Source organism: Coprococcus sp. AM100_B19A (genome assembly GCF_027662015.1).
In the GTDB taxonomy this organism is placed as follows: domain Bacteria; phylum Bacillota; class Clostridia; order Lachnospirales; family Lachnospiraceae; genus Allocoprococcus; species Allocoprococcus comes.
In genome coordinates this window covers 262367-282954 of the sequence record NZ_JAQDKN010000003.1, presented here as the reverse complement: position 1 = coordinate 282954, position 20588 = coordinate 262367, and the positions used below count along the sequence as shown (strand labels likewise).

21 protein-coding genes and 1 other annotated feature are annotated in these 20588 nt (G+C 41.3%); of the genes, 4 read left to right on the top strand and 17 right to left on the bottom strand.

The annotated features are described in order from the left end of the window. Window positions 1-689: 689 nt before the first annotated feature. Window positions 690-1760: a CdaR family transcriptional regulator gene (locus PGQ33_RS04940; protein WP_330663233.1), complete on the top strand. Its 1071-nt coding sequence runs from the start codon at window positions 690-692 to the stop codon at window positions 1758-1760. Window positions 1761-1958: 198 nt separating this feature from the next. On the opposite strand, the gene PGQ33_RS04935 is transcribed toward PGQ33_RS04940, so the two are convergent. Genes PGQ33_RS04935 through PGQ33_RS04925 form a run of 3 tightly spaced genes read right to left on the bottom strand, consistent with a single transcriptional unit; the run spans window position 1959 to window position 3683 of the window. Next, window positions 1959-2084 (bottom strand): helix-turn-helix domain-containing protein, encoded by a 126-nt coding sequence (locus tag PGQ33_RS04935; RefSeq protein WP_207730779.1) that lies wholly within the window; start codon window positions 2082-2084, stop codon window positions 1959-1961. A gap of 37 nt (window positions 2085-2121) precedes the next feature. Then, a complete protein-coding gene (locus PGQ33_RS04930; protein WP_270205370.1) occupies window positions 2122-2775 on the bottom strand; it encodes a YkgJ family cysteine cluster protein in 654 nt (217 codons plus the stop codon). Between the two features lie 14 nt (window positions 2776-2789). After that, entirely contained in the window at window positions 2790-3683 is an 894-nt protein-coding gene (locus tag PGQ33_RS04925) for a radical SAM protein (protein WP_270205369.1), read from the bottom strand. Between the two features lie 167 nt (window positions 3684-3850). Between PGQ33_RS04925 and PGQ33_RS04920 the strand changes: the two genes are divergently transcribed. Beyond that, complete coding sequence (locus PGQ33_RS04920) at window positions 3851-4297, top strand: GatB/YqeY domain-containing protein (protein WP_008369771.1); 447 nt, start codon at window positions 3851-3853, stop codon at window positions 4295-4297. Between the two features lie 44 nt (window positions 4298-4341). On the opposite strand, the gene PGQ33_RS04915 is transcribed toward PGQ33_RS04920, so the two are convergent. Beyond that, window positions 4342-4641, bottom strand: coding sequence for a type II toxin-antitoxin system PemK/MazF family toxin (locus PGQ33_RS04915; protein ID WP_270205368.1), 300 nt, complete (start codon window positions 4639-4641; stop codon window positions 4342-4344). A gap of 3 nt (window positions 4642-4644) precedes the next feature. Beyond that, a complete protein-coding gene (locus PGQ33_RS04910; RefSeq protein ID WP_044998617.1) occupies window positions 4645-4887 on the bottom strand; it encodes an AbrB/MazE/SpoVT family DNA-binding domain-containing protein in 243 nt (80 codons plus the stop codon). 160 nt (window positions 4888-5047) lie between these two features. Here PGQ33_RS04910 and PGQ33_RS04905 point away from each other — a divergent pair, with 160 nt between their 5' ends. Next, on the top strand, window positions 5048-6262 hold the full coding sequence (locus PGQ33_RS04905) for a DUF4317 domain-containing protein (protein ID WP_270205367.1): 1215 nt from the start codon (window positions 5048-5050) through the stop codon (window positions 6260-6262). A 177-nt stretch (window positions 6263-6439) separates the two neighbouring features. Here PGQ33_RS04905 and PGQ33_RS04900 read toward each other — a convergent pair whose 3' ends face one another. The 5 genes from PGQ33_RS04900 to PGQ33_RS04880 all read right to left on the bottom strand — a co-directional run bounded on the left by PGQ33_RS04900 (window position 6440) and on the right by PGQ33_RS04880 (window position 9940). Then, a complete protein-coding gene (locus PGQ33_RS04900; RefSeq protein ID WP_227119682.1) occupies window positions 6440-7138 on the bottom strand; it encodes a site-2 protease family protein in 699 nt (232 codons plus the stop codon). Window positions 7139-7278: 140 nt separating this feature from the next. After that, complete coding sequence (locus PGQ33_RS04895) at window positions 7279-7983, bottom strand: TVP38/TMEM64 family protein (protein ID WP_117834345.1); 705 nt, start codon at window positions 7981-7983, stop codon at window positions 7279-7281. Window positions 7984-7995: 12 nt separating this feature from the next. After that, entirely contained in the window at window positions 7996-8682 is a 687-nt protein-coding gene (locus PGQ33_RS04890) for a TVP38/TMEM64 family protein (RefSeq protein ID WP_117555980.1), read from the bottom strand. A gap of 164 nt (window positions 8683-8846) precedes the next feature. Then, on the bottom strand, window positions 8847-9131 hold the full coding sequence (locus PGQ33_RS04885; protein WP_082421164.1) for an RpiB/LacA/LacB family sugar-phosphate isomerase: 285 nt from the start codon (window positions 9129-9131) through the stop codon (window positions 8847-8849). 20 nt (window positions 9132-9151) lie between these two features. Further along, on the bottom strand, window positions 9152-9940 hold the full coding sequence (locus PGQ33_RS04880) for an SseB family protein (protein ID WP_055261386.1): 789 nt from the start codon (window positions 9938-9940) through the stop codon (window positions 9152-9154). A gap of 180 nt (window positions 9941-10120) precedes the next feature. Between PGQ33_RS04880 and PGQ33_RS04875 the strand changes: the two genes are divergently transcribed. After that, window positions 10121-11509: an MATE family efflux transporter gene (locus PGQ33_RS04875; protein WP_270205366.1), complete on the top strand. Its 1389-nt coding sequence runs from the start codon at window positions 10121-10123 to the stop codon at window positions 11507-11509. Between the two features lie 81 nt (window positions 11510-11590). Here PGQ33_RS04875 and PGQ33_RS04870 read toward each other — a convergent pair whose 3' ends face one another. The 7 genes from PGQ33_RS04870 to PGQ33_RS04840 form a co-directional block, all read right to left on the bottom strand. Next, on the bottom strand, window positions 11591-12115 hold the full coding sequence (locus PGQ33_RS04870; protein ID WP_270205365.1) for a 2'-5' RNA ligase family protein: 525 nt from the start codon (window positions 12113-12115) through the stop codon (window positions 11591-11593). Window position 12116: 1 nt separating this feature from the next. Further along, a complete protein-coding gene (locus tag PGQ33_RS04865) occupies window positions 12117-12410 on the bottom strand; it encodes a hypothetical protein (protein ID WP_055249520.1) in 294 nt (97 codons plus the stop codon). 304 nt (window positions 12411-12714) lie between these two features. After that, the gene (locus PGQ33_RS04860) at window positions 12715-14097 is read right to left on the bottom strand and encodes an HNH endonuclease (protein ID WP_270205364.1); all 1383 of its coding nucleotides are present in this window, start codon (window positions 14095-14097) and stop codon (window positions 12715-12717) included. A 316-nt stretch (window positions 14098-14413) separates the two neighbouring features. Beyond that, window positions 14414-16840 (bottom strand): leucine--tRNA ligase, encoded by a 2427-nt coding sequence (gene leuS / locus PGQ33_RS04855; protein WP_117834351.1) that lies wholly within the window; start codon window positions 16838-16840, stop codon window positions 14414-14416. A gap of 118 nt (window positions 16841-16958) precedes the next feature. Beyond that, window positions 16959-17196, bottom strand: a binding site (T-box leader). Window positions 17197-17283: 87 nt separating this feature from the next. Continuing rightward, a complete protein-coding gene (locus PGQ33_RS04850; protein ID WP_008369795.1) occupies window positions 17284-17826 on the bottom strand; it encodes a M48 family metallopeptidase in 543 nt (180 codons plus the stop codon). Then, entirely contained in the window at window positions 17817-19652 is a 1836-nt protein-coding gene (recQ, locus tag PGQ33_RS04845) for a DNA helicase RecQ (protein WP_195250826.1), read from the bottom strand. The genes PGQ33_RS04850 and recQ overlap by 10 nt, the downstream gene beginning before the upstream one ends. Next, on the bottom strand, window positions 19645-20586 hold the full coding sequence (locus tag PGQ33_RS04840) for a TIGR03943 family putative permease subunit (protein ID WP_008369798.1): 942 nt from the start codon (window positions 20584-20586) through the stop codon (window positions 19645-19647). Before PGQ33_RS04840 ends, recQ begins: the two co-directional genes overlap by 8 nt. Window positions 20587-20588: the final 2 nt, after the last annotated feature.

Here is a 20588-nt window from a genome sequence, read left to right as displayed (position 1 = left end):
CCACTACCGGGTGGATTCGGGACTTTAACCCGTTAGAAACGTGCGCCGCTAGGCGCACATGACAAATATGCAGGCAACTTCCATAACGCAAATTGCCTACATATTATCCATAAAGGGGCACTTTCCAGTCTGTAATTGCAAGCGCCCATTCTTCTTTCTTTTTACCGATTGCCAGTCCCAGCATCATTCTAGTTGATTCGCTCATATTTGGTTACCTCTTTACTAATCTTTCCTCTACTCGTTCATTATGTCAGCGCGCTGTCATTTATCTGACAATGCTATTGTACGAAAAAAAAGACATAAATTCTATTGACGCTTTCATCAATACCTATGTACTTTTTTTATGTATTCTTTACAATTTTTCATATATAGTAATGAAGTTTTCAAAATCATTTCATTTTCATTTCAACATGATATTTTTCTGTCAATCTATACTTTTTCAGCAATTGTTTTATTTCTTATTTTGAAATCTTTCATTCATATATTGCATTTTTGTGAATCATATACATTTTCCAGTTCTTCTTTTATGCAATCTTCCTCTTGTACCTTTCCACCTTGTTCCTCTCTCCAAATAATGCTACAATTCTTAAATAAGTGGTAATGATACCGTTCTCTTTATCCTGTTAAATGCTGGATAAGCATCTGCATCATTCCCGCAACTTCTTTTCCAGAATCGGAGGATGTTTAAAATGAAGTTAGACAAATCACTTGCCTTTCAGGTAGTAAACACGATCAAAGACACCTGCGGACAGGATATCAATTTTATCGATAAGCAGGGAATGATTTTTGCGAGTACCAACGCCGACCGGATTGGTACGTTTCATGCCATCGGTCACAAAGCCGCCCAGACAGAACAGACAATCGAAGTTTTTTCAGATGATGATTTTCCCGGAACACAAAAAGGGATCAATATGCCACTCTATTATCACGGCAGTTTTCTTGCAGTGATCGGAATTACCGGAGAACCGGACCAGGTCCGCCAGTACGTCCATCTTGCCGACCGGATTACCCATCTGCTGATCCGTGAAAAAGAGCTGAACCGACTGAGCCGCTCTCTGGAAGATAAAAAACACTTTGTTATCGATGCCCTGATCCGGAATGAGATTGCTGATCCGGATTATCTGGACACCTGCCTTTCAGATCTTCAGGTAAATCCAGGGACAAAGAAACGGCTTCTGATCATCCAGTCATCACCGGATGGACACAACAACTCTTCTTCCCTTGAACAGAAGATCATCGGACTTTTCGGCACGCTTGGTATTACTCTTTATACCTTTTATTATCCAAATGAATATCTTGCCGTGCTGGAAAACTCCGGCAAAGCCGCTCTCTATCAGATACTGGCTGATTTTACCGCAGACTGTGAAGCTTTGCTCTCCATTGCAGTCGGAAAGAAATGTCAGCTTTTCCAGCTGTCTCTTTCTTACCAATCTGCACTCACTGCGCTGAAATACTGCCGGAGTTCGGAAAACGAGATTGCTTTTTTCGATGATATGACACTGGAAATTCTGCTCTCTTCCATCTCGGAGCAGGAAAAAAATGCTTATCTGCAAAAAACGATCTCTGTACTTTCTGATGAAGAAAGAAATCTGCTTCAGACTTACTTTGAAGCAAATATGTCTCTTCTCGGAACCAGCCAGAAACTGTTTCTTCACAAAAACACAGTGCAGTACAAGCTGAATCATATTTATCAGAAATGCGGGCTGAATCCGCGTGTTTTCAAGGATGCGGTGCTTTTATATCTTGCCTTGCAGTTGTGATATTTTTAAATTCCAGACACGGATTCCTGTGCACACATCTTCCATATCCGTGTACAGGTTTGCCTATATAAGAAAATATTCTTGACAGATAAGTTTACTTACAGATTTTCGTCAAAAAACAGGACAGCCTTTCCTTCACCCTCACAACGGGTATTAAAAAGTCTGTCCTATCTTTTTTTATTCTTTATTTCTCATCAGCTATTCATCATACTTTGCTTCCACGCCATATTTCTTCATCCTCCGCCAGAGCGTCGTCGTACTGATCCCCAGCTCTTTTGCCGCAAGGTTCCGGTTTCCGTGGCACCTTTCCAAAATTTCTGACAACTCAATACTCCCTGGCTGCCGATTATTTCAATTGTATTTAACAATATGCCTTTTTTGCTTCGTCCATTCTCTGGAAAAATTCACTGTAAAATTCTTCCGTCCGATACGGAGTAAGGTAAAATCTCTGCAGTACATCCATGCTGACCGCTTTTGCGCTCTCCGGGTGTGCTGCAATGAATTCCTGTAACTGAATCAGTAATCCATGCCATCTGGCAATATACGTTTCATACTTTTTCAGATCCGGTGTATCAAGCCATTTTTTGACCTTTACTTTCGCCCGGTTCTCTTTCTGACATTCATGTACCTGAAGAAAATAGCAGAAACCATTTTCCTCATAATATCTTCCAAGCGGGAAAAGCCGACAGATTCCCGGACGAAATGGATGAATCCCACATCTTCCTTCCTCAGTCAGAAAACCACAGCCATCTTCCGCTCCTGCCATCTTCAGATTCGGCAAAATGATTCCGTCTACCACATTCAGTTCAATCTTTCCTGCAAGCAAAGTCTCAAAAGCCGCTCCTGTTCCCCTGCAAATCCGGACAATATCCAACGGATCCAGCACAATCGAGCTTCCCATCCCCGTACAACAGGCGTGGCATCCCTCACAATCGCCACAGTCTGCTTTTACCAGATCATTGCTGGTATATAATTTTCCATCTGAAATTTCTTCCATTGTCACCTGTCTTTTCATATCAATCTCCTTTCCTATACTCCTTCCAGTGTAAACGGTGGAATAAAGCTCTCCTTTGCCGTATCCCCTTCCTGTATAAACGCCTGCATCACACCAAGCGAGATCGCATAGTCCACCAGTTTCTCATACGCATACTCTGGCACTTTCCGGTTCAGCTCTGGATATTTTACCGCATCCAGACTCTCCAGTGGCGTATACTGGCTCATCAGGCTCATATAAATCCGGTTTCCATAAGTCTCATGCAAATATTTCACCACTCTTTTTCCATCTGCAAGACATCCCGGCAAAAGCAGATGACGCACGATCACGCCACGTTTCATCATTCCGCACTCATCAAATGTCGGCTCCCTTGTCTGTCTTACCATCTCAGCAAGAGCCGCCTTCGCAACCTCCGGATAATCCTCCGCCATCGAATATTTTTTCGCATGATCTGTATTTAAATATTTGAAATCCGGCAGGTAAATATCCACCAGACCATCCAGCATTTTCAAGGTTTCCACTCTCTCGTAACCGCCCGTATTATATACAACCGGCAAATACATCCCCTGCTTCTTTGCACTCTGAAGCGCCCGGATGATCTGCGGCACAAAATGCGTCGGCGTCACAAGATTGATATTATTCGCACCTTTCCCCTGCAGTTCCAGAAAGATCTCCGCCAGCCGCTCTTCTGAGATCACTTTGCCAACCTTGCTTCCCGCAATCTCATGGTTCTGACAGAACACACATCTTAAAGTACATCCCGTAAAAAAGACCGTCCCTGATCCTTCCTTTCCGGAAATACAGGGTTCCTCCCACATATGAAGCGCCGCTCTCGCCGCCCGGATCTCCCCTGTCTCTCCGCAAAAACCTGTCTTCCCATTCTCCCTGTCCGCCTCACACATCCGCGGACATAATGTACAGCCACTCATCCTATCGCTTAACCTCTCATCTATCCCTGATTTATTCCTCTCAGTATACCGCACTTTTTGAAAAATAGCCACCCAAGTTTTCCTCTTCCAGAGATTGAAAATTCTTTCCCCATCTGCTACAATAAAGTGCAGACAGGCATTTTGCCTCAAGTTTGGAGGAATATACAATGAGTAAAATTGATGAAGTAAGAAGCGCTATGGTCGCAGCCATGAAAGCAAAAGACAAGGACACAAAAGAGACATTATCTGCTCTTCTTGCAGCCCTTAAGAACAAAGCCATCGACAAACGTGCCGATCTTACCGAAGAAGAAGAAGTTCAGGTTATCTTAAAAGAGATCAAACAGACAAAAGAAACTCTGGAGATGACTCCTGCTGATCGTACAGACATTATTGAAGAATGTGAGAAACGTATCGCTGTTCTTGAACAGTATGCTCCGAAGATGATGGACGAAGCTGAGATCAAAGAAGTGATCGCAGGTGTCCTTTCCGGTCTTGGAATTGATGCTCCGACACCAAAGGATAAAGGACGTATCATGAAAGAACTGATGCCGAAAGTAAAAGGAAAAGCTGACGGAAAGCTTGTGAATGATATTCTCACAGGAATGATGGCTTAATAGCAGATATTATGAATGCAGGGTTCCGGATTGGTTCCCTGCATTTATATATAGTCGAATATACTCTGTATTGCGTCTGTTACATTAATTACATCTGCCCTTTTTACACGATCTATTATTTTATACCCCCTGATTCTCAAGTCTAACATTTTCATTTGTTCACATTGGATATAACCTTTATTTTCATCCATTTCAACATAAATGTGAAGTGGGCTTTCTGTACTCTCTCCTAATATTGGACAGCCAATTATTTCTCCCGACTGATTAAAAAAATTTTTACTTGCAACAAATACAGGATCCTTAATTTTTTCCACTTTTAAAACAGCCCCCTGCTGTATCTCCATTTTCTACCACACCTCTCTTCCTTCCGGCTTATCCCATTCATATTCTCCATCAAGATTTAACTTACCACCAAACTTTTCAGCTCTTTCTTCTAATTTTTGATGCCTGAAGGTCTTAACAAGCATAATCATACCATCCGATACTTTTACTTCCAGCATATCATTTATTTCTACATTGGCCTCTTGTAAAATATCTTTTGGAAGTCTGATTCCCTGACTATTTCCCCATGCTTTTACCTGTGTTTGCATAAAATTCACCTCCATATAATGTATATACTTAGTATATACATTATTCTGAAAATAATCAAATAATTTTCTCTCCTAATCACACTCTTCCTCAAAATATGTTATAATTCATAAGCATCAGTCTTTTACAAAATCACAATTACCAAAAGGGGATTTACTTACTATGAATAAAAAAGAAGTTACTGAAATCAAAAAACAGTTCACCCCATCCAACTGTGCGATTACCCGCATCTGCGGATGCTATGTAGATGGTGAAAAAGAGAAAAAAACGGAGATGAAAGATGCTTTCCTTTCTCTTCCGGAAGAGGAAATGTTCAAGTATTTTGACATTTTCAGAAAGTCCTTGTCCGGTACGATCGGAAAAAATCTTCTGAATATGGAATTTCCTCTGGAGACCGAATCGGAAGGTGGTACACAGGAATTTCTTCTCAAATTAAGAAACAGCCGGCTTACTGACGACGCTCTTCTGGAAGAATTCTATAATCGTGTCATCGATTCCTATGATTATGCAGAGAACTATCTGATCCTGCTGGTCCATGCAGCCTACGATATTCCGGGAAAATCAACGGACGGAAGTGAAATGTTCGATGCATCCGATGAAGTCTATGATTACATCATGTGTACCTTCTGTCCGGTCAAGCTTTCCAAGCCAGGACTCAGTTATCATGCAGAAGAGAACAGCTTCCATGAGCGTATCCGTGACTGGATCGTAGAGATGCCGGATGCCGGTTTCCTCTTCCCTGCTTTTAACGACCGCAGCACCGATATTCACAATCTGCTTTATTATTCAAAAAATGCAGAGAATCTCGGAAACGGTCTGACCGATCTGCTTCTTGGATGTGTTCCGCCACTCACCGCCGGAGATCAGAAAGAAACTTTCCGTACACTGATCGAAGAAACGCTCGGAGATGACTGCGACTACGATACGGTCAAAAATATCCACGAAAACTTGAATGAAATGATTGAACAGAATTCTGAAAATCCGGAACCACTTGCCCTTGACAAAGCAGAAGTTAAATACCTCCTTGCCAAAAGCGGTGTCGAAGAAGAAAAGTTGGAAACATTCGATGAGCAGTACGATTCCGCTGCCGGAGAGCACAGTACACTCCTTGCCTCCAATATTGCAAACCTCAAAAAATTCGAGATCAAAACTCCGGACATCACCATTCAGGTAAACCCAGAATGCGCAGATCTTGTAGAAACACGTATTATCGATGGTCAGAAATGCCTGGTCATTGTCGTTGACGACCGCGTTGAGATCAACGGAATCAGTGCAAAGACTGCCGTATCCGGAGGACTTCCAAAGTCTTCTACCCCTGATGCGTCTGATGAATCCAAAAGCGATACATCCGAAAATGAAATGGATGTTCCATTCTAAATGCCTTACATATTATTACAAAAGACATTTTTATTGATTATCTTTCGTAATATTTCCTTATTTCTTTTCAATTTTACAATGTATACGAAAAATGCAGGTAATCCTCTCGACTACCTGCATTATTCTATACGCATTTTTTCATTCTCATTTACTACAATTCCCGTTTTTCATCTTTTCCTAAATCACAGTTCCTCCACCGGTCGTCACAAATCCAACTCTCAGAATTGCTTTCACAAAACTCCACATTCCATTGATTACTGCAGAATTCAGCAGACTGATCGGCACATCCAGAATTCCTGTTCCAAGTAACAGAAGCAGAATCCACATACTATACGGTCGGATCTTCCAGTAAAACTCTGCTACCCTCGGAAAGATCTCAGCAAGAATATTCGATCCGTCAAGAGGCGGAATCGGAATCAGATTGAACACACCAAGTCCAATATTCAGCACTGCTCCATAATAAGTAAGCACATAAAGATAATTCAGAATCAACCCACTCGATCCGTACTTATACAAAAGCCCGTGCAGAATCATACAGACAAACGCAAGCAGGAAATTCATGACTACTCCCGCTGCTGCCACAAGAATCGTATCTCTTTTTTTATTCTTATAATTCCTGGTATTGATCCTTACCGGCTTTGCCCATCCCACATGAAAGACAAGCAGACATAACGTTCCCCACACATCCAGATGCTTAAATGGATTCAAGGTCAGTCTTCCGTCATATTTTGGTGTCATATCCCCGAGTTTATATGACACATATCCATGTGCAAATTCATGCAACGAAACAGCAAATAGTGTGGCAGGGGCAACGTAAATGAGTGTCTGAAAAAACTGATACATCGCCCTGGTCAGTCCTGTATTCTGAAACAGCATAATATCCTCCCGATTTTCTTAGTAACGTCTATTATAGTCCCAAGAGAAAACGGATTCAAGAAAGATTATGTAAATTTTTTCTAAAGATTGTACAGAAAAAGTCATTATCCAATCCATAGATAATGACTTTTTTATACCATTTATTTTGCTTTTTTATTCTGTCTGTCCATGTAGATCTTTCTCCCCATAAAAATCAGTGCCGACAGAGCAAACAGGATCAGCAGTCCTGTCACCAGAAGCTTCGCTCCTCCTGTCAGCATTCCTCCAACATAAGAATATACAATCGTTGCCGGAAGCTGTCCTACACCAGTTGCCACAAAAAAAGATATAAACGACATCGAAGTAAGTCCTGCTGCATAACTTACAATATCAAACGAAATAAACGGAAGCAAACGACAGATCAGAACTGTATTCTTTCCATATTTTTTAAAAAATGTATCTATCTGCTGCATTCCAGCTTTACTCGTAAGCTTTTCTGCCACATCACGTCCAAGTATTCTTGCAATGAAAAAACATACCGCTGCTCCTGCCATCGCACTGCTCCATGACAGAATAGCTCCCTGCCACCATCCAAAAAGATTCGCATTTGCAAATGTAATCAGAAATGCCGGAAGTGGCGCTGCAATCGACTGAAAAATCATAAGCAAAAATGAAATCAATGCCGCATATGCCCCATAAGATGCTACAAAGTCTCTGACCACTGCAAAGTCTCCACTAGCAAACATCTTAAATACCTGATTCATCACATGTTTTACGGACGGAAATACATAATAACTTCCGATTGATACAATAATCAAAACGATCACTACTATTTTCCCCACCCAAATATTTTTCTTTTTTTCCATACTTTTTACTCCTTATTCCTTATTTTCTTCCAGGTCATCTTTCAGGTAACGTTTTTTCAGGATTATCCCGATTATCGTGACTACAACTGCCAGCACTACTGCTATTCCAATATAAAGCAACCTATTTTCCTTATCCGCAAGGCCTGCTGTACCAACCGTATACATCGCTGTACCAGGTAGCATAAATATCAACGAACCAATTGCATACGTACTAAAACGGATATCTGTAATACCATACGCAAAATTCTGCAGATTAAATGGAAATACCGGAACCAGACGTGTAATCATAAGAACAAATAATTCATTACAGCCAGTATCGTCAAACAACCATTTTTTCAAGATACGGTTTTTTGCAACCACTGGTCCAATACTGTCTTTCAAGAAAAAACGTCCTGCAATAAATGCAAGAACCGCCCCGATCGTTGTTGCCAGAGAACAACAAATCGTACCGATTACTGGTCCAAAGAGAAGTCCTGCCAGTATCGCAAACGTCACTCCCGGAAGCGCAAGCACCACACACCCAACAACTGTCAATACCATATACAATAGAATTGCCAGAGGAAGATTATTCTGCACTATCCGCTTCATAAATTCAAGATTTTCTGCAGTACTTATGTAAGAAGACCAGTCAAAAATATGATTCAGGATCACAATCAAAAGGATGATTCCCCCAAATATCCATAGCTTCTTGTTTTTCATCTCTTTTTCCTTTTCCCCTTTTTGAATTTTGCTATCTAATGTTATCACATTTTCCCTTCTATCTCAAATACATTTATACTATAATTGTATATCCTTATCGTGTTTTTCTATAGCAAAAAGCAGCCCTTGATGGACTGCTCTTTACGCTTTCTGAATAACTCAGATTATTTACCTTCTTTTTCGTATTCTGTAATTCTTGCCACCTTTGGCATAGAACGGGATTCCGGATCGAAAGTTACGCTTAAGTACTCTTTTACGAGGCATTTTGCGAGCTCAATTCCTGTAACCTGTGCACCAAGTGTGATAATGTTGGCATTGTTACTGAGCTGTGCTCTCTGAGCCTGATATACATTGTTAACCAGTGCTGCATAAGCTCCCGGAACTTTGTTGGCAGCAATGCTTACCCCGATACCTGTTCCGCAGATCAGGATTCCTCTTGCAATTTTCATTTTTTCTTTTTTATTTTCGATTATTCTTGTGTTTTGTTTTCGTTTTCTTTCGTTTTCGCTGGTTTTCTCTTTATCTGCAACTGCAGGTTCACCCCAAACGGATTGACTGCAACGCCAAATGCTTCCGGTGAAAGAATTTCCGGAATCTTACTTCCTTCTACAACAGCGGTTTTCAATGTCACACCCTTGTTCAGGTTCTGGAATTTCTTAACTTCCTGCACATCCGTAAAGATTGGCTGATACACTTTCCCATCTTTCTGTTTCAGAATCGGAATTCCTTTGTCCTCCTGAACAGTCACAATATAACGCCCCTCCTGATAATGGGCAAGCATTTCTTCGTTCAGTTCTTTTAACTCATCCGTCATCTCCGGTTTATCCGGCTTTCTCATCTGTTGCATAAAATACGCTGCAGTCAGCACCAGTTCCGGATTCTCTACACGTATTTTTCCTTCTGGCAGTTCTTCATCCTTCGGTCTCGTGATCAATTCGTCAAGCTGCACAGTAATCTGTCCGTCCAACCCTTTGTCCACCAGAATACAGTTGACTCCCATCGGAAACAGCCCGGTAAAAAATGACAGGCGGGAATTTTCATCCACCTTGACAAGCTGCATTGGATTTCCCTCCTTCTGAAGTTTCATAGCCTCTTCTTTCGCTTCCGCTTCTGTGTAGTAAAGAAGGATCTCATCATCAAATGTCTCCGGATCGCAGACCACATATGGCATTCTTGTACAGGATGACATCAGTACATAAATTGCCTCTGTAGTACGCAGTTTATTTAAAGTTTCGATTTTCTGATTTGTATTACTCATTCTAGTATATCCCTTTCCTATTTCTCCATATAACAAGAATTATACCCGTCTGTCCGAAAGAAGTCAATTTATACTCCCTTATTCCACTTGATTATCTTCGTATTTTCCTATATCATATGTGTTTAGTGGCTGTTTTTACAATATTTTTACTCTTTTATCAGAACAGAAAGGAATGAGAAAATGAATCAGGAAAATACATCTGCACCTGCAGAAAACAAAATGGGTACCATGCCCATCGGAAAACTATTATTTAATATGTCTCTGCCTATGATGATTTCTATGCTGGTACAGGCTTTGTACAACATCGTAGACAGTATTTTTGTCGCTAAATTATCGGAAAATGCACTGACCGCCGTTTCACTTGCCTTTCCACTCCAGACACTGCTTATTGCAGTTGGAACCGGAACCGGTGTCGGCATGAATGCACTCCTTTCCAAATCACTTGGAGAGAAAAATTTCAAAAAAGCAAATGCAACTGCAAGCAACGCTGCCGTTTTATATTTTTTCAGCTATCTCGTATTTTTCATTCTTGGCTTTACGATCGTCCGTCCTTTTTACGCAAGTCAGATTGGAAATGCTGACCAGGAGATCATGAAACTCGGAATTGAGTACTTAAGCACCGTCATGATTTTTTCTTTCGGGCTGCTTGCACAGGTCTTCTTTGAACGTCTTCTTACTTCAACCGGAAGAACCATCTTCAGTATGACTTCCCAGCTGACAGGGGCAATCACTAACATCATTCTTGATCCAATCCTGATCTTCGGACTTCTCGGAGCTCCGAAAATGGGTGTGACCGGAGCTGCTGTTGCAACCGTGATCGGACAATGCGTTGCCGCACTTGTCGCCGGATTTTGTAACCACCGGTACAATCATGATGTGAAACTGAAGTTTCATGGATTCAGACTCGATTTCCATATTATCGGCACCATTTATGCAGTTGGAATTCCAACGATTATTATGCAGTCCATCGGATCGGTTATGACTTACTGCATGAACCGCATCCTGATCGAGTTTTCATCAACCGCAACTGCTGTATTCGGCGTTTACTTTAAGCTACAGAGTTTCTTCTTCATGCCGGTATTCGGTCTCAACAATGGGATTACTCCGATCATTGCCTACAATTATGGTGCCGGTCAGAGAAAACGTATGCTCAAGACGATCAAGCTCAGTATGCTGGTTGCCTTCTGCCTCACCTTCATCGGATTCCTCTGCTTTGAAGGAATCCCACAGATACTTTTGGGTATGTTCAATGCATCGAACGAGCTGCTCACCATCGGAGTTCCTGCCCTGCGGATCATCGGAATCCACTATCTGATCGCATGGTTCTGTATTGTATCAGGAACAGTATTTCAGGCTCTTGGAAAAGCATTTTTCAGTATGATCGTCTCCATTATGCGTCAGTTATTTGTACTGATCCCTGCCGCATATATCCTTGCAAAGCTTGGCGGTCTTCATGTAGTGTGGTGGTCATTCCCGATTGCGGAGGTCATTTCACTTATGGTATCCTCCTTCTTCCTGGTACGGATCAACCGGACGATCATTTCCAGGGTTCCAGAGGGAAAGTTTTAGTAGAACTGTGCTCGGATAGTTCCTCTGATAGCGAAAAAGAAGATTTTCACGTGTCGATTCAGATCCTCGAAAATCTTCTTTCTATTTTAACTTTATCTTACATAAATTCCTGTATGGATTCGTCCTCGCAAGCCCAATCTCAACCGCTTCACCTGTAAACGGTGCAAACTGGTTCTGCATCACAACAAATGCCTCCCGCATTTCCGCCTGATTCAGTCTTTTTCCCAATGTTGTATGCGGGAACCAGGAAAACGGCTGGTATCTGATCTGGATCCGTACCTCCTCCAGATATCTAATCTTTGAGAAAACAGACTCTGACAGCTTTTGCAGATATGCATTTAAAACCGGTGACAAATAAATTGTATGTGGCAGAAACATCCCTACCGAGCACCAGAAAATCTGTCCTTTTTCAAATTCCTGTTCCATTGCCGTAAAGCCGGCGATTGCTTTCTCTTCTTCTGCCATATCAAATGCCGACAAGGTAATATGTGGCGGAACCTTTCCGTCAATCATCGCCATATTGCCCGTTCTTTGCGCAATCTGTTCCATATATAACTGGATCTTCTTGTTTGTCCCTTCGTCAAAATAAAGTGATATCAGGTACATACTATCCTTTTAGCCCAGCTGACTGCCGGATCATATCTTCCACTACGATATCGTAAATCTCGCCAATACTATTACAATATTCCAGAATCTTCCATGGCTCGTTTGTATGGAAATGAATTTTGATCAGATCTTCATCTCCTACCGCGATCAGACAGTTTCCTTCAAAATGTTCGGATATATATTCTGCAATCTCATCTTCATCCAGATCTTCATCTCTTCTGTCAATCAAAAGCTGCGTATCATAACGGTATGCAAACTGATCCTCTTCTACGTCTATACTGTGTACATTTTCCATCTGTTTGTTCCTCCTTACTCAAAGTTCAAGAACAGTATAGCATATTTTTATTTGTTATCAAATGTAATATTTCTGACCATATTCCGGTTGATCAGCTGTATTCCCTTTTTCCCTGCATCCACTTTTGGAATCCGTAAAGGATTACCGGAAAATTAACGGACTTATACTTGAATGATTTACTTTGTCGCAAATTTACGGCAGTGCACAATCTCACGAACATAGTTCGTTCGATTGACGGGCATCGGCTACGCCTTGTTCCTTGACCTCACTACATTTGCACAATCCGTTCTTCTATCATTCCATACTATTCATCACTTTTTAAATGTTTGTTTGTAATAATTGGAATAACTTCTTCTGAATCATTTACAAAAACTAAAACTTCATTTACTATCTTAATCTTCCGATAACCACCTTTATGATAATGCAACATCTTATGATGATTCGGACAAACAACTATGAGATTATTAAGCCTATCCAAAGTTCCTTCTTCATCATATTCTTCAGACAGATTTTTTATATGATGTACTTCTACGTATTTTGTTCCATCTTGTTTTTCTATTGGCATTCTTTGCTCATTTGAACATAATTGGCATTCATAATCATATGCTCTTTTTAGTTTATCTATTAACTTATGATTTCGTTCTATCTTATTTTCTGATATTTCTTTTTTTCTGATTTCCTGCTCTTCCAAATCTATAATTTCATCAATTTCCTCTGTTAGTTCTTTTATCGTATTACTTTTTTTAGAACGAACATACCCTAATGACAAAATATACTCATCTATTGACATTTCATTCAACTTTGCTACATTATATATTGTTTGATAAATTTTGTCTTGTGAAGAAAAATATACGATATTGGGTGGCTCTATAATGTATTTACTTAACTCTTTCTTATACTTTATATTCTTATTTTCAGAAACATACTCATCAGCACGCCTTGATTTTTTATATCCATAAAAATCAAGAAATTCATCTAAATGCATTCCATAACGATGTGCATAATTTCGAATCCATTGATTTTCTGGTGATGAACTTAATTGTACAACACCATCAACCATATGTTCCTCAAAAAATTTGATTATTCTAGAATCTCTAATTGAATCCTTTTCTGTTAAACAACTTTCAAATCCAAGAAATTGAGCATATTCTTTTCCTTTCATATTTCTTTTATGAGCCGCTTTTTTAAAAAGCTGTTTAGAATCTCCATTTAGTAAAATACATTCCTTTTTCAAAATGCTATCCCGTTCACTACATTTCAGCACCTCATAGTCCATTTCATTATATATATTCATTTTTTCAACTATTGAAAGAGTTTTTAAATCCTCTGGAACAAATTCATCAAACATACATTTAACACATTTTTCATCAAAATATATTAAACATATTTTTCCATCCCTACTATTTTTAATAAGATACCGTCTTTGCTGTTTCTCATTCCAATAACTGAATTTGTGGTACATTAACATTTTTCTAAAAATTTTATCATCATCTTCTGATAACATTTCCATAAACCAAGATGTATAATGCTTTATCCCATGAATTAACACTTTATTGACATTTGCTTTTGTACTCCATGTCATATCTGCTATTTCTTGATTTGTCATCTGATACTCGTAATATAATTTCTTTATTGCCTCCGAATCTAATTCCGAAGTAGTACCCCGATATTTTTCTGTATTTTCCATTACAATTTATCTCCCTACATAAACATATAACTATCTGAATAGATTTTAACATAATTGACAAGCAAAGTCACATTTCTATAAAAGGATTATAGCAAACAAGGATATGCAAAAATGCATATCCTTGTTTATTTGAAATATTTACTCCATTTTCTTTCAACTTTTACTCCAAATTTACTCCATTTCAAAAATCTGTTACGATATTTTACGGTATTCTATAATACCTTTTCTTTAAAGAAAAATGTCTGTAAACCTTGATTTCAAGCAAACTTTTCAATATTTCCAAGCACTTTATTCTGTTGTGAAAATTTCTTCTCAATTATTTCTGAACAATGTTTATGATCTTCTTCGGAACGTAGATTTCTTTTACGATATTTCCTGTAAGTTTATCTGCGATTGCTTCTTTTCCGGCAGCGATTGCTTCTTCTTTTGTAGCCTCTGCGGAAATCTTGATGACTGCTCTTGTTTTTCCATTGATCTGCACCGGAATTTCGATTTCATCATCTTTCATGGCTTCTGTATCGTATTTTGGCCATCCGGCACGGAATACGCTTTCTTTGTTGCCAAGTTCTTCCCAGATTTCTTCTGCCATATGTGGTGCAAATGGTGCCAGTAATACAGCAAGGGTATCCAGAGTATCTCTGTCTACTCCGCCTTCCTTCTTAGCGATCGCAACCAGTGTATTTGTATGCTCCATGAATGCAGAAATAACGGTATTCAGGCTGAAGCTTTCCAGACGGGTTGTGATATCATAAACCAGTTTATGACGTACTTTGATCATCTCTTTGGTTGGTTTGATATCTTTATCCTTGCTGTCCATAAGCAGGTTCCAGAGTTTCTTAAGGAAACGGTATACACCATCGATTCCTCTGTCATCCCACTCTGCATCCAGTTCCGGTGGTCCTACGAAGAGTTCATACATTCTTAAAGAATCGCATCCATAATCTCTTACAAGATCATCCGGAGACACGACATTTCCTTTTGACTTACTCATCTTGATACCATTCTTACCTGTGATCATTCCCTGGTTGAACAGTTTGATAAACGGCTCATCAAAATCGATCACACCGATATCGCAAAGGAATTTAGTATAGAATCTTGAATACAGAAGGTGAAGTACTGCATGTTCTACACCACCGATATACATATCTACCGGAAGCATTGCATCTGCTTTTTCTCTGGATACAAGTTCTTCGTTGTTGTGATTATCTACATAACGCAGGAAATACCATGAAGATCCAGCCCACTGCGGCATGGTATTTGTCTCACGTTTTGCCGGCTTTCCACAAACAGGACAGGTTGTATTTACCCATTCATCGATTCCCGCAAGTGGAGATTCTCCTGTTCCTGTCGGTTCATAAGATTCTACATCCGGCAGTCTCAGCGGAAGCTGATCCTCCGGTACCGGTACAGCGCCACATTCCGGACAATGTACGATCGGAATTGGTTCTCCCCAGTATCTCTGACGAGAGAATACCCAGTCACGCAGCTTGTAGTTTACAGTTGCACGTCCGATTCCTCTTTCTTCGATGATATGTGGAGCTTCTTTCTTAAGGACAGAGCTTTCCATGCCATTCCATTCTCCGGAATTGATCATCGTTCCGGAAGCCTCTGTATAAGCTTCTGTCATATTTTCGATTTCTTTACCATCTTTTGCAATAACCTGGATGATCGGGATGTTGAACTTGGTTGCAAATTCAAAGTCACGGTCGTCATGAGCCGGTACACACATGATGGCTCCTGTACCATAATCAGCCAGTACATAATCAGAAAGCCAGATCGGTACCTTTGCTCCGTTCAGAGGGTTGATCGCGTAAGTTCCTGTAAATACACCTGTTTTTTCTTTGTCCTGCAGACGGTCTACATTAGACTTCATAGAAGAATCGAAGATATATTTTTCTACTTCTTCTTTGTGTTCCGGTGTTGCAAGCTCTGCTGCAAGCTTATGTTCCGGTGCAAGTACCATGAAGGTTGCTCCATGAAGCGTATCTGGTCTTGTTGTGTATACAGTGATCTTATCTTCTCTTCCTTCAACCGGGAAATCTACTTCTGCACCGTAAGATTTACCGATCCAGTCTGTCTGCATCTTTTTAACTTTTTCCGGCCAGTCAAGCTTATCCAGGTCATTTAACAGACGGTCTGCATATTTTGTGATACGCAGCATCCACTGACGAAGGTTCTTCTTTGTAACTTCAGCGCCGCAGCGTTCGCATTTTCCGCCTACAACCTCTTCGTTTGCAAGACCTGTCTTACAAGACGGGCACCAGTTGATCGGGAATTCTTTTTCGTATGCAAGTCCTTCTTTGAACATCTTTACAAAGATCCACTGTGTCCATTTGTAGAAATCAGGATCTGTTGTATTGACTTCCATATCCCAGTCATAAAGCGCTGAGATCTCATTGATCTGACGTTTGATATTCGCGATGTTTGCTGCTGTCGATTTTGCAGGATGGGTTCCCATCTTGATCGCATAGTTTTCAGCCGGAAGGCCGAATGCATCCCATCCCATCGGATGAATGATGTAATATCCCTGAAGCAGTTTGTAACGGCTCCACACATCGGAGATAACATAGCCTCTCCAGTGTCCTACATGAAGACCGTTTCCTGACGGATACGGGAACATGTCCAGACAATAATATTTCTTTTTCGGGTTGCCGTTTTCATCCACTTTCGGATTAACCGGATTTTCAGCCCATTTTTCTTTCCATTTCTTTTCGATTGCCTTATGATTGTAAGGTACTGCCATTTTTCTTTCCTCCTGGTATTGTTTCAGTATGAAAAAAAGTGTCTTAACCTTTTATTTAACAGGAAATTCCATCAGGATTTCCTGTTAAATAAAAATCTTTCGCCTCTTTTGATAAATTCAAAGAGACGAAAGATTAAATTCCGTGGTACCACTCTTCTTCGCCGCATCCCGGTAACATAACTTACGGTGCAGCGCACTTGTGATTCTATAACGGGAATTCCCGCTTCTGCCTATCTGAAAACCGTTCAGCAGAAGAACTCAAAGGCGAGTTCAAAGATTTGATCTGCTGCCTTGCACCGCCCGGCAGTTCTCTGTACAGACTCTAATCTTTTACTGATCCTTGTCCTTGTTTTTTTCATATACCTTGTTATTATAAAAATAAATACAAGTTCCGTCAAGAGATTCTTGATTGTTTTCTACGAATTCTTGATTATTTTTACCATTTAAAATTGATTTCCGTTATCTCTCAGCCATTTTCTATATTTTTTATAGTCCGGCATCCACGTCGCCACGACCTTCCAGAATGCAGCGGAATGATTCATTTCTCTACGATGTGCCAGCTCATGCACCACAACATAATCCAGAACTCCCGGCGGCATCAGCACCAGCTTCCAGTTGTAATTGAGATTCCCCACGCTGCTGCAGCTTCCCCACCTGGTCTTCTGCTCCCGGATGGAAATACGTCCATAGGTCACACCCATTTTCCGGGCATAGTATCCGGTCCTTGCACCTAATACTTCTCTTGCCAGATTCCGGTAATATTTCTTTTCTGCTTCCGGCATCTCTCTCTTTTCCTGCCGCTTCATTGCATTTTCCTTCTGAAGCTTTACCTTCTGTCGGATCCAGTTCTCTTTTTCCAGAAGGAACCGGTCAATCCGCTTTTTCTCACAGGAATAGGGTGCACGGACCGTCACCTTTCCTTCCCGGTCAACTTCGATTCCAATACTGCGCCTATCTGACCGGATCAGATGATATTCTATATCCACGACCGGATCACCTCCAGAAAGCGCTCTCCATATTTTTCAAACTTGAACTCTCCCACACCGGAAACTTTCAGCATAGCATTCTTATTTGTCGGTTTTTCGATACACATCTGCACAAGAGTCTTATCGGAAAATACAATATAAGGCGGAACTTTTTCTTCTCTTGCTATCTCTGCCCGCAGAACGCGCAGGATTTCAAAAGACTCTTCCTGCTCTTTATTCAGAACCAGTCCGGCCGTTTTCTTCACTTTTTTCTTCGGTGTTGTCTTCGCCTCTTTCTCCGGTTCTTTTGCCATCTTCATTGTAAATGTCTCCTGCCCTGCAATCAGTGCTTCCGACTTTTCAGTCAGCTTCACAATCATATAAGAATCCGGCGTGGTCTTCAGATATCCTTCTGCCAGAAGCTGGTTGAATATCTGCCTGAGCTTCCACGATGGCGTCTTAGAAAGTACCCCGTAAGCCGGACTGACACCCATGCCATACTGCCGGATCTTCGCATTATTTGCTCCATGCACCGTATCCAGAATCACATTAATTCCATAACGCTGATGACTTTCTTTTACACACATGGCAAGTATCCTTGCCTCTGCCGTCATATCCACGGTATCAAACTGCGTCTTACAGTTTGAACAGTTCCCACAGTAATTGCTTCCGTATTCCCCAAAATACCGCAGAATATAATCACGCAGACATTCCTTTGTAAAACAATAATAAGTCATCTTTTTCAAGCGCTCCTGATCCCGCTCCATCACGATCCGGCGCGTCAGTTCATCCAGTTCCTGATTGTCGCGGTTGTTCTCAATGAACATCTGGTTTGTGATCACATCCTGTCCACTATATAAAAGCAGGCACTCCCCCGGCTCACCGTCTCGGGCGCAGCGTCCCACTTCCTGATAATAGGACTCCAAATTCTTCGGCATATTGTAATGTACGACAAATCGGACATTGGATTTATCAATTCCCATCCCGAATGCATTCGTCGCCACCATGATCTGCTTCCGGTCATAAATGAAATCATCCTGATTATCACGCCGCTCCCGGTCTGTCAGTCCCGCATGATACCTGGTCACGGAAAACCCATCCATTTCCAGGAGTGCGCAATTTTCCTCCACCTGCTTTCTGGTCAGGCAGTAGACAATCCCGCATTGATCCGGATGCTCCTCAATAAATGCTTTGAGTGCGGCATATTTGTTCTTTGGGAACTGTACCGCAAGGAACAGATTCGGTCTGTCGTAACCTGTCATTACTACTTCCGGATCCTCCAGCATCAGGATATCGATCATATCCTCTCTTACTTCTTTCGTCGCTGTTGCAGTAAATGCACTCACAACCGGCCGCTTTGGAAGATACTCTACAAACTCTGTGATCTTTAAATAACTTGGTCGGAAATCCTGTCCCCACTGGGAAACACAGTGCGCTTCATCGACTGCGATCATAGAAATATCCACGCTCATAGCAAAATCCATAAACTCTGCAGTTTCCAGCCGCTCCGGTGCCACATAGATAATCTTATATCTTCCTTCTTTTGCAAAAGCAAGTGCCTTCCGGTACTGCCCCATAGTCAGGGAACTGTTCAGATAGGCTGCATGAACCCCTGCCTGATTGAGGGATGCCACCTGATCCTTCATAAGAGAAATAAGGGGAGATATCACAAGTGTAATACCTCCCATCATCAGCGCCGGAATCTGAAAACAGATGGACTTTCCGGCTCCCGTTGGCAGTATGCCGAGTACATCCCGACCGGACAGGATCGCATCGATCAGTTTCTCCTGTCCCGGTCGGAATCCGTCATAGCCAAAAAATTGCTTTAATACTTGAAATTTATCCAAGATATACTACCTCTTCTTCCGGTTTTTCTGCGGATTCCATCTCCAGCATATAAAGAACCGGCTGCTTTGGAACCATCGGACGGTACGCTTCGTACTCGAACTTGACGGTTACTTTTTTCCAGCTTCTCTGTGTAATCTGCGCTGCCCTTCCAAGATTACATGGATATCCATAGAAACGGATATCATCTGCGCAGCAGGTCATGATCTGTCTTCCCGGAATCAGCATATTTGCCGGCATTCCCTTCGGACGGAAAAGCTGTGCAAGGAAGGTGATCTTCTTGTGCTCGTAGCGCTCCGGATGCTCATATGCATCCACATACCAGGTACCAAAGTCCACATCATCAATGAAGATATGGTCTGCTTTCAGATCATATGGCAGATCCTCTTCTGTCTGCGGGATAATATTGCCATCCACGCCTTCAAAGATCAGCTGTGCCTGCGGGTTCTGGATCTTAAGGGCACGTCTGAACGCACTTCGGTCTGTATTTTCCCCACAACGGTTGATGATGATCAACTCAGATTCTGTAAGCTGGTTCATCAGCATATTCCGCATATTCTTCAGGTACATGTCCAGCGTCTCACCGCTAACCGTTGAGTACACACCCTGAATCTCCCAGTTGCGTGGAAAATCTTCATCCAGGATTTCCTGCAGATCCCAGGTTCCATTGTACTCAATGATCACCTGAACCGGATGATAGATCTTCTCACAGTTTTCAAAGAAAGTTTTATTTAACTTTTCTCTTTCTTCTATATTGAAGAGGAACAGTCCGTTCTCATCCAGATATTTTTCCGAGTACTCTTCCTCTCCCTCTTCACACTGCAAAAGCAATGTCGGACCTTCTTCGATCCATTCCTGCTTCATCAGTGTGTCCTTGATAAATGTTGTTTTTCCACTGTCCAGAAATCCTGTACAGATATATACCGGTGTTGTCATCG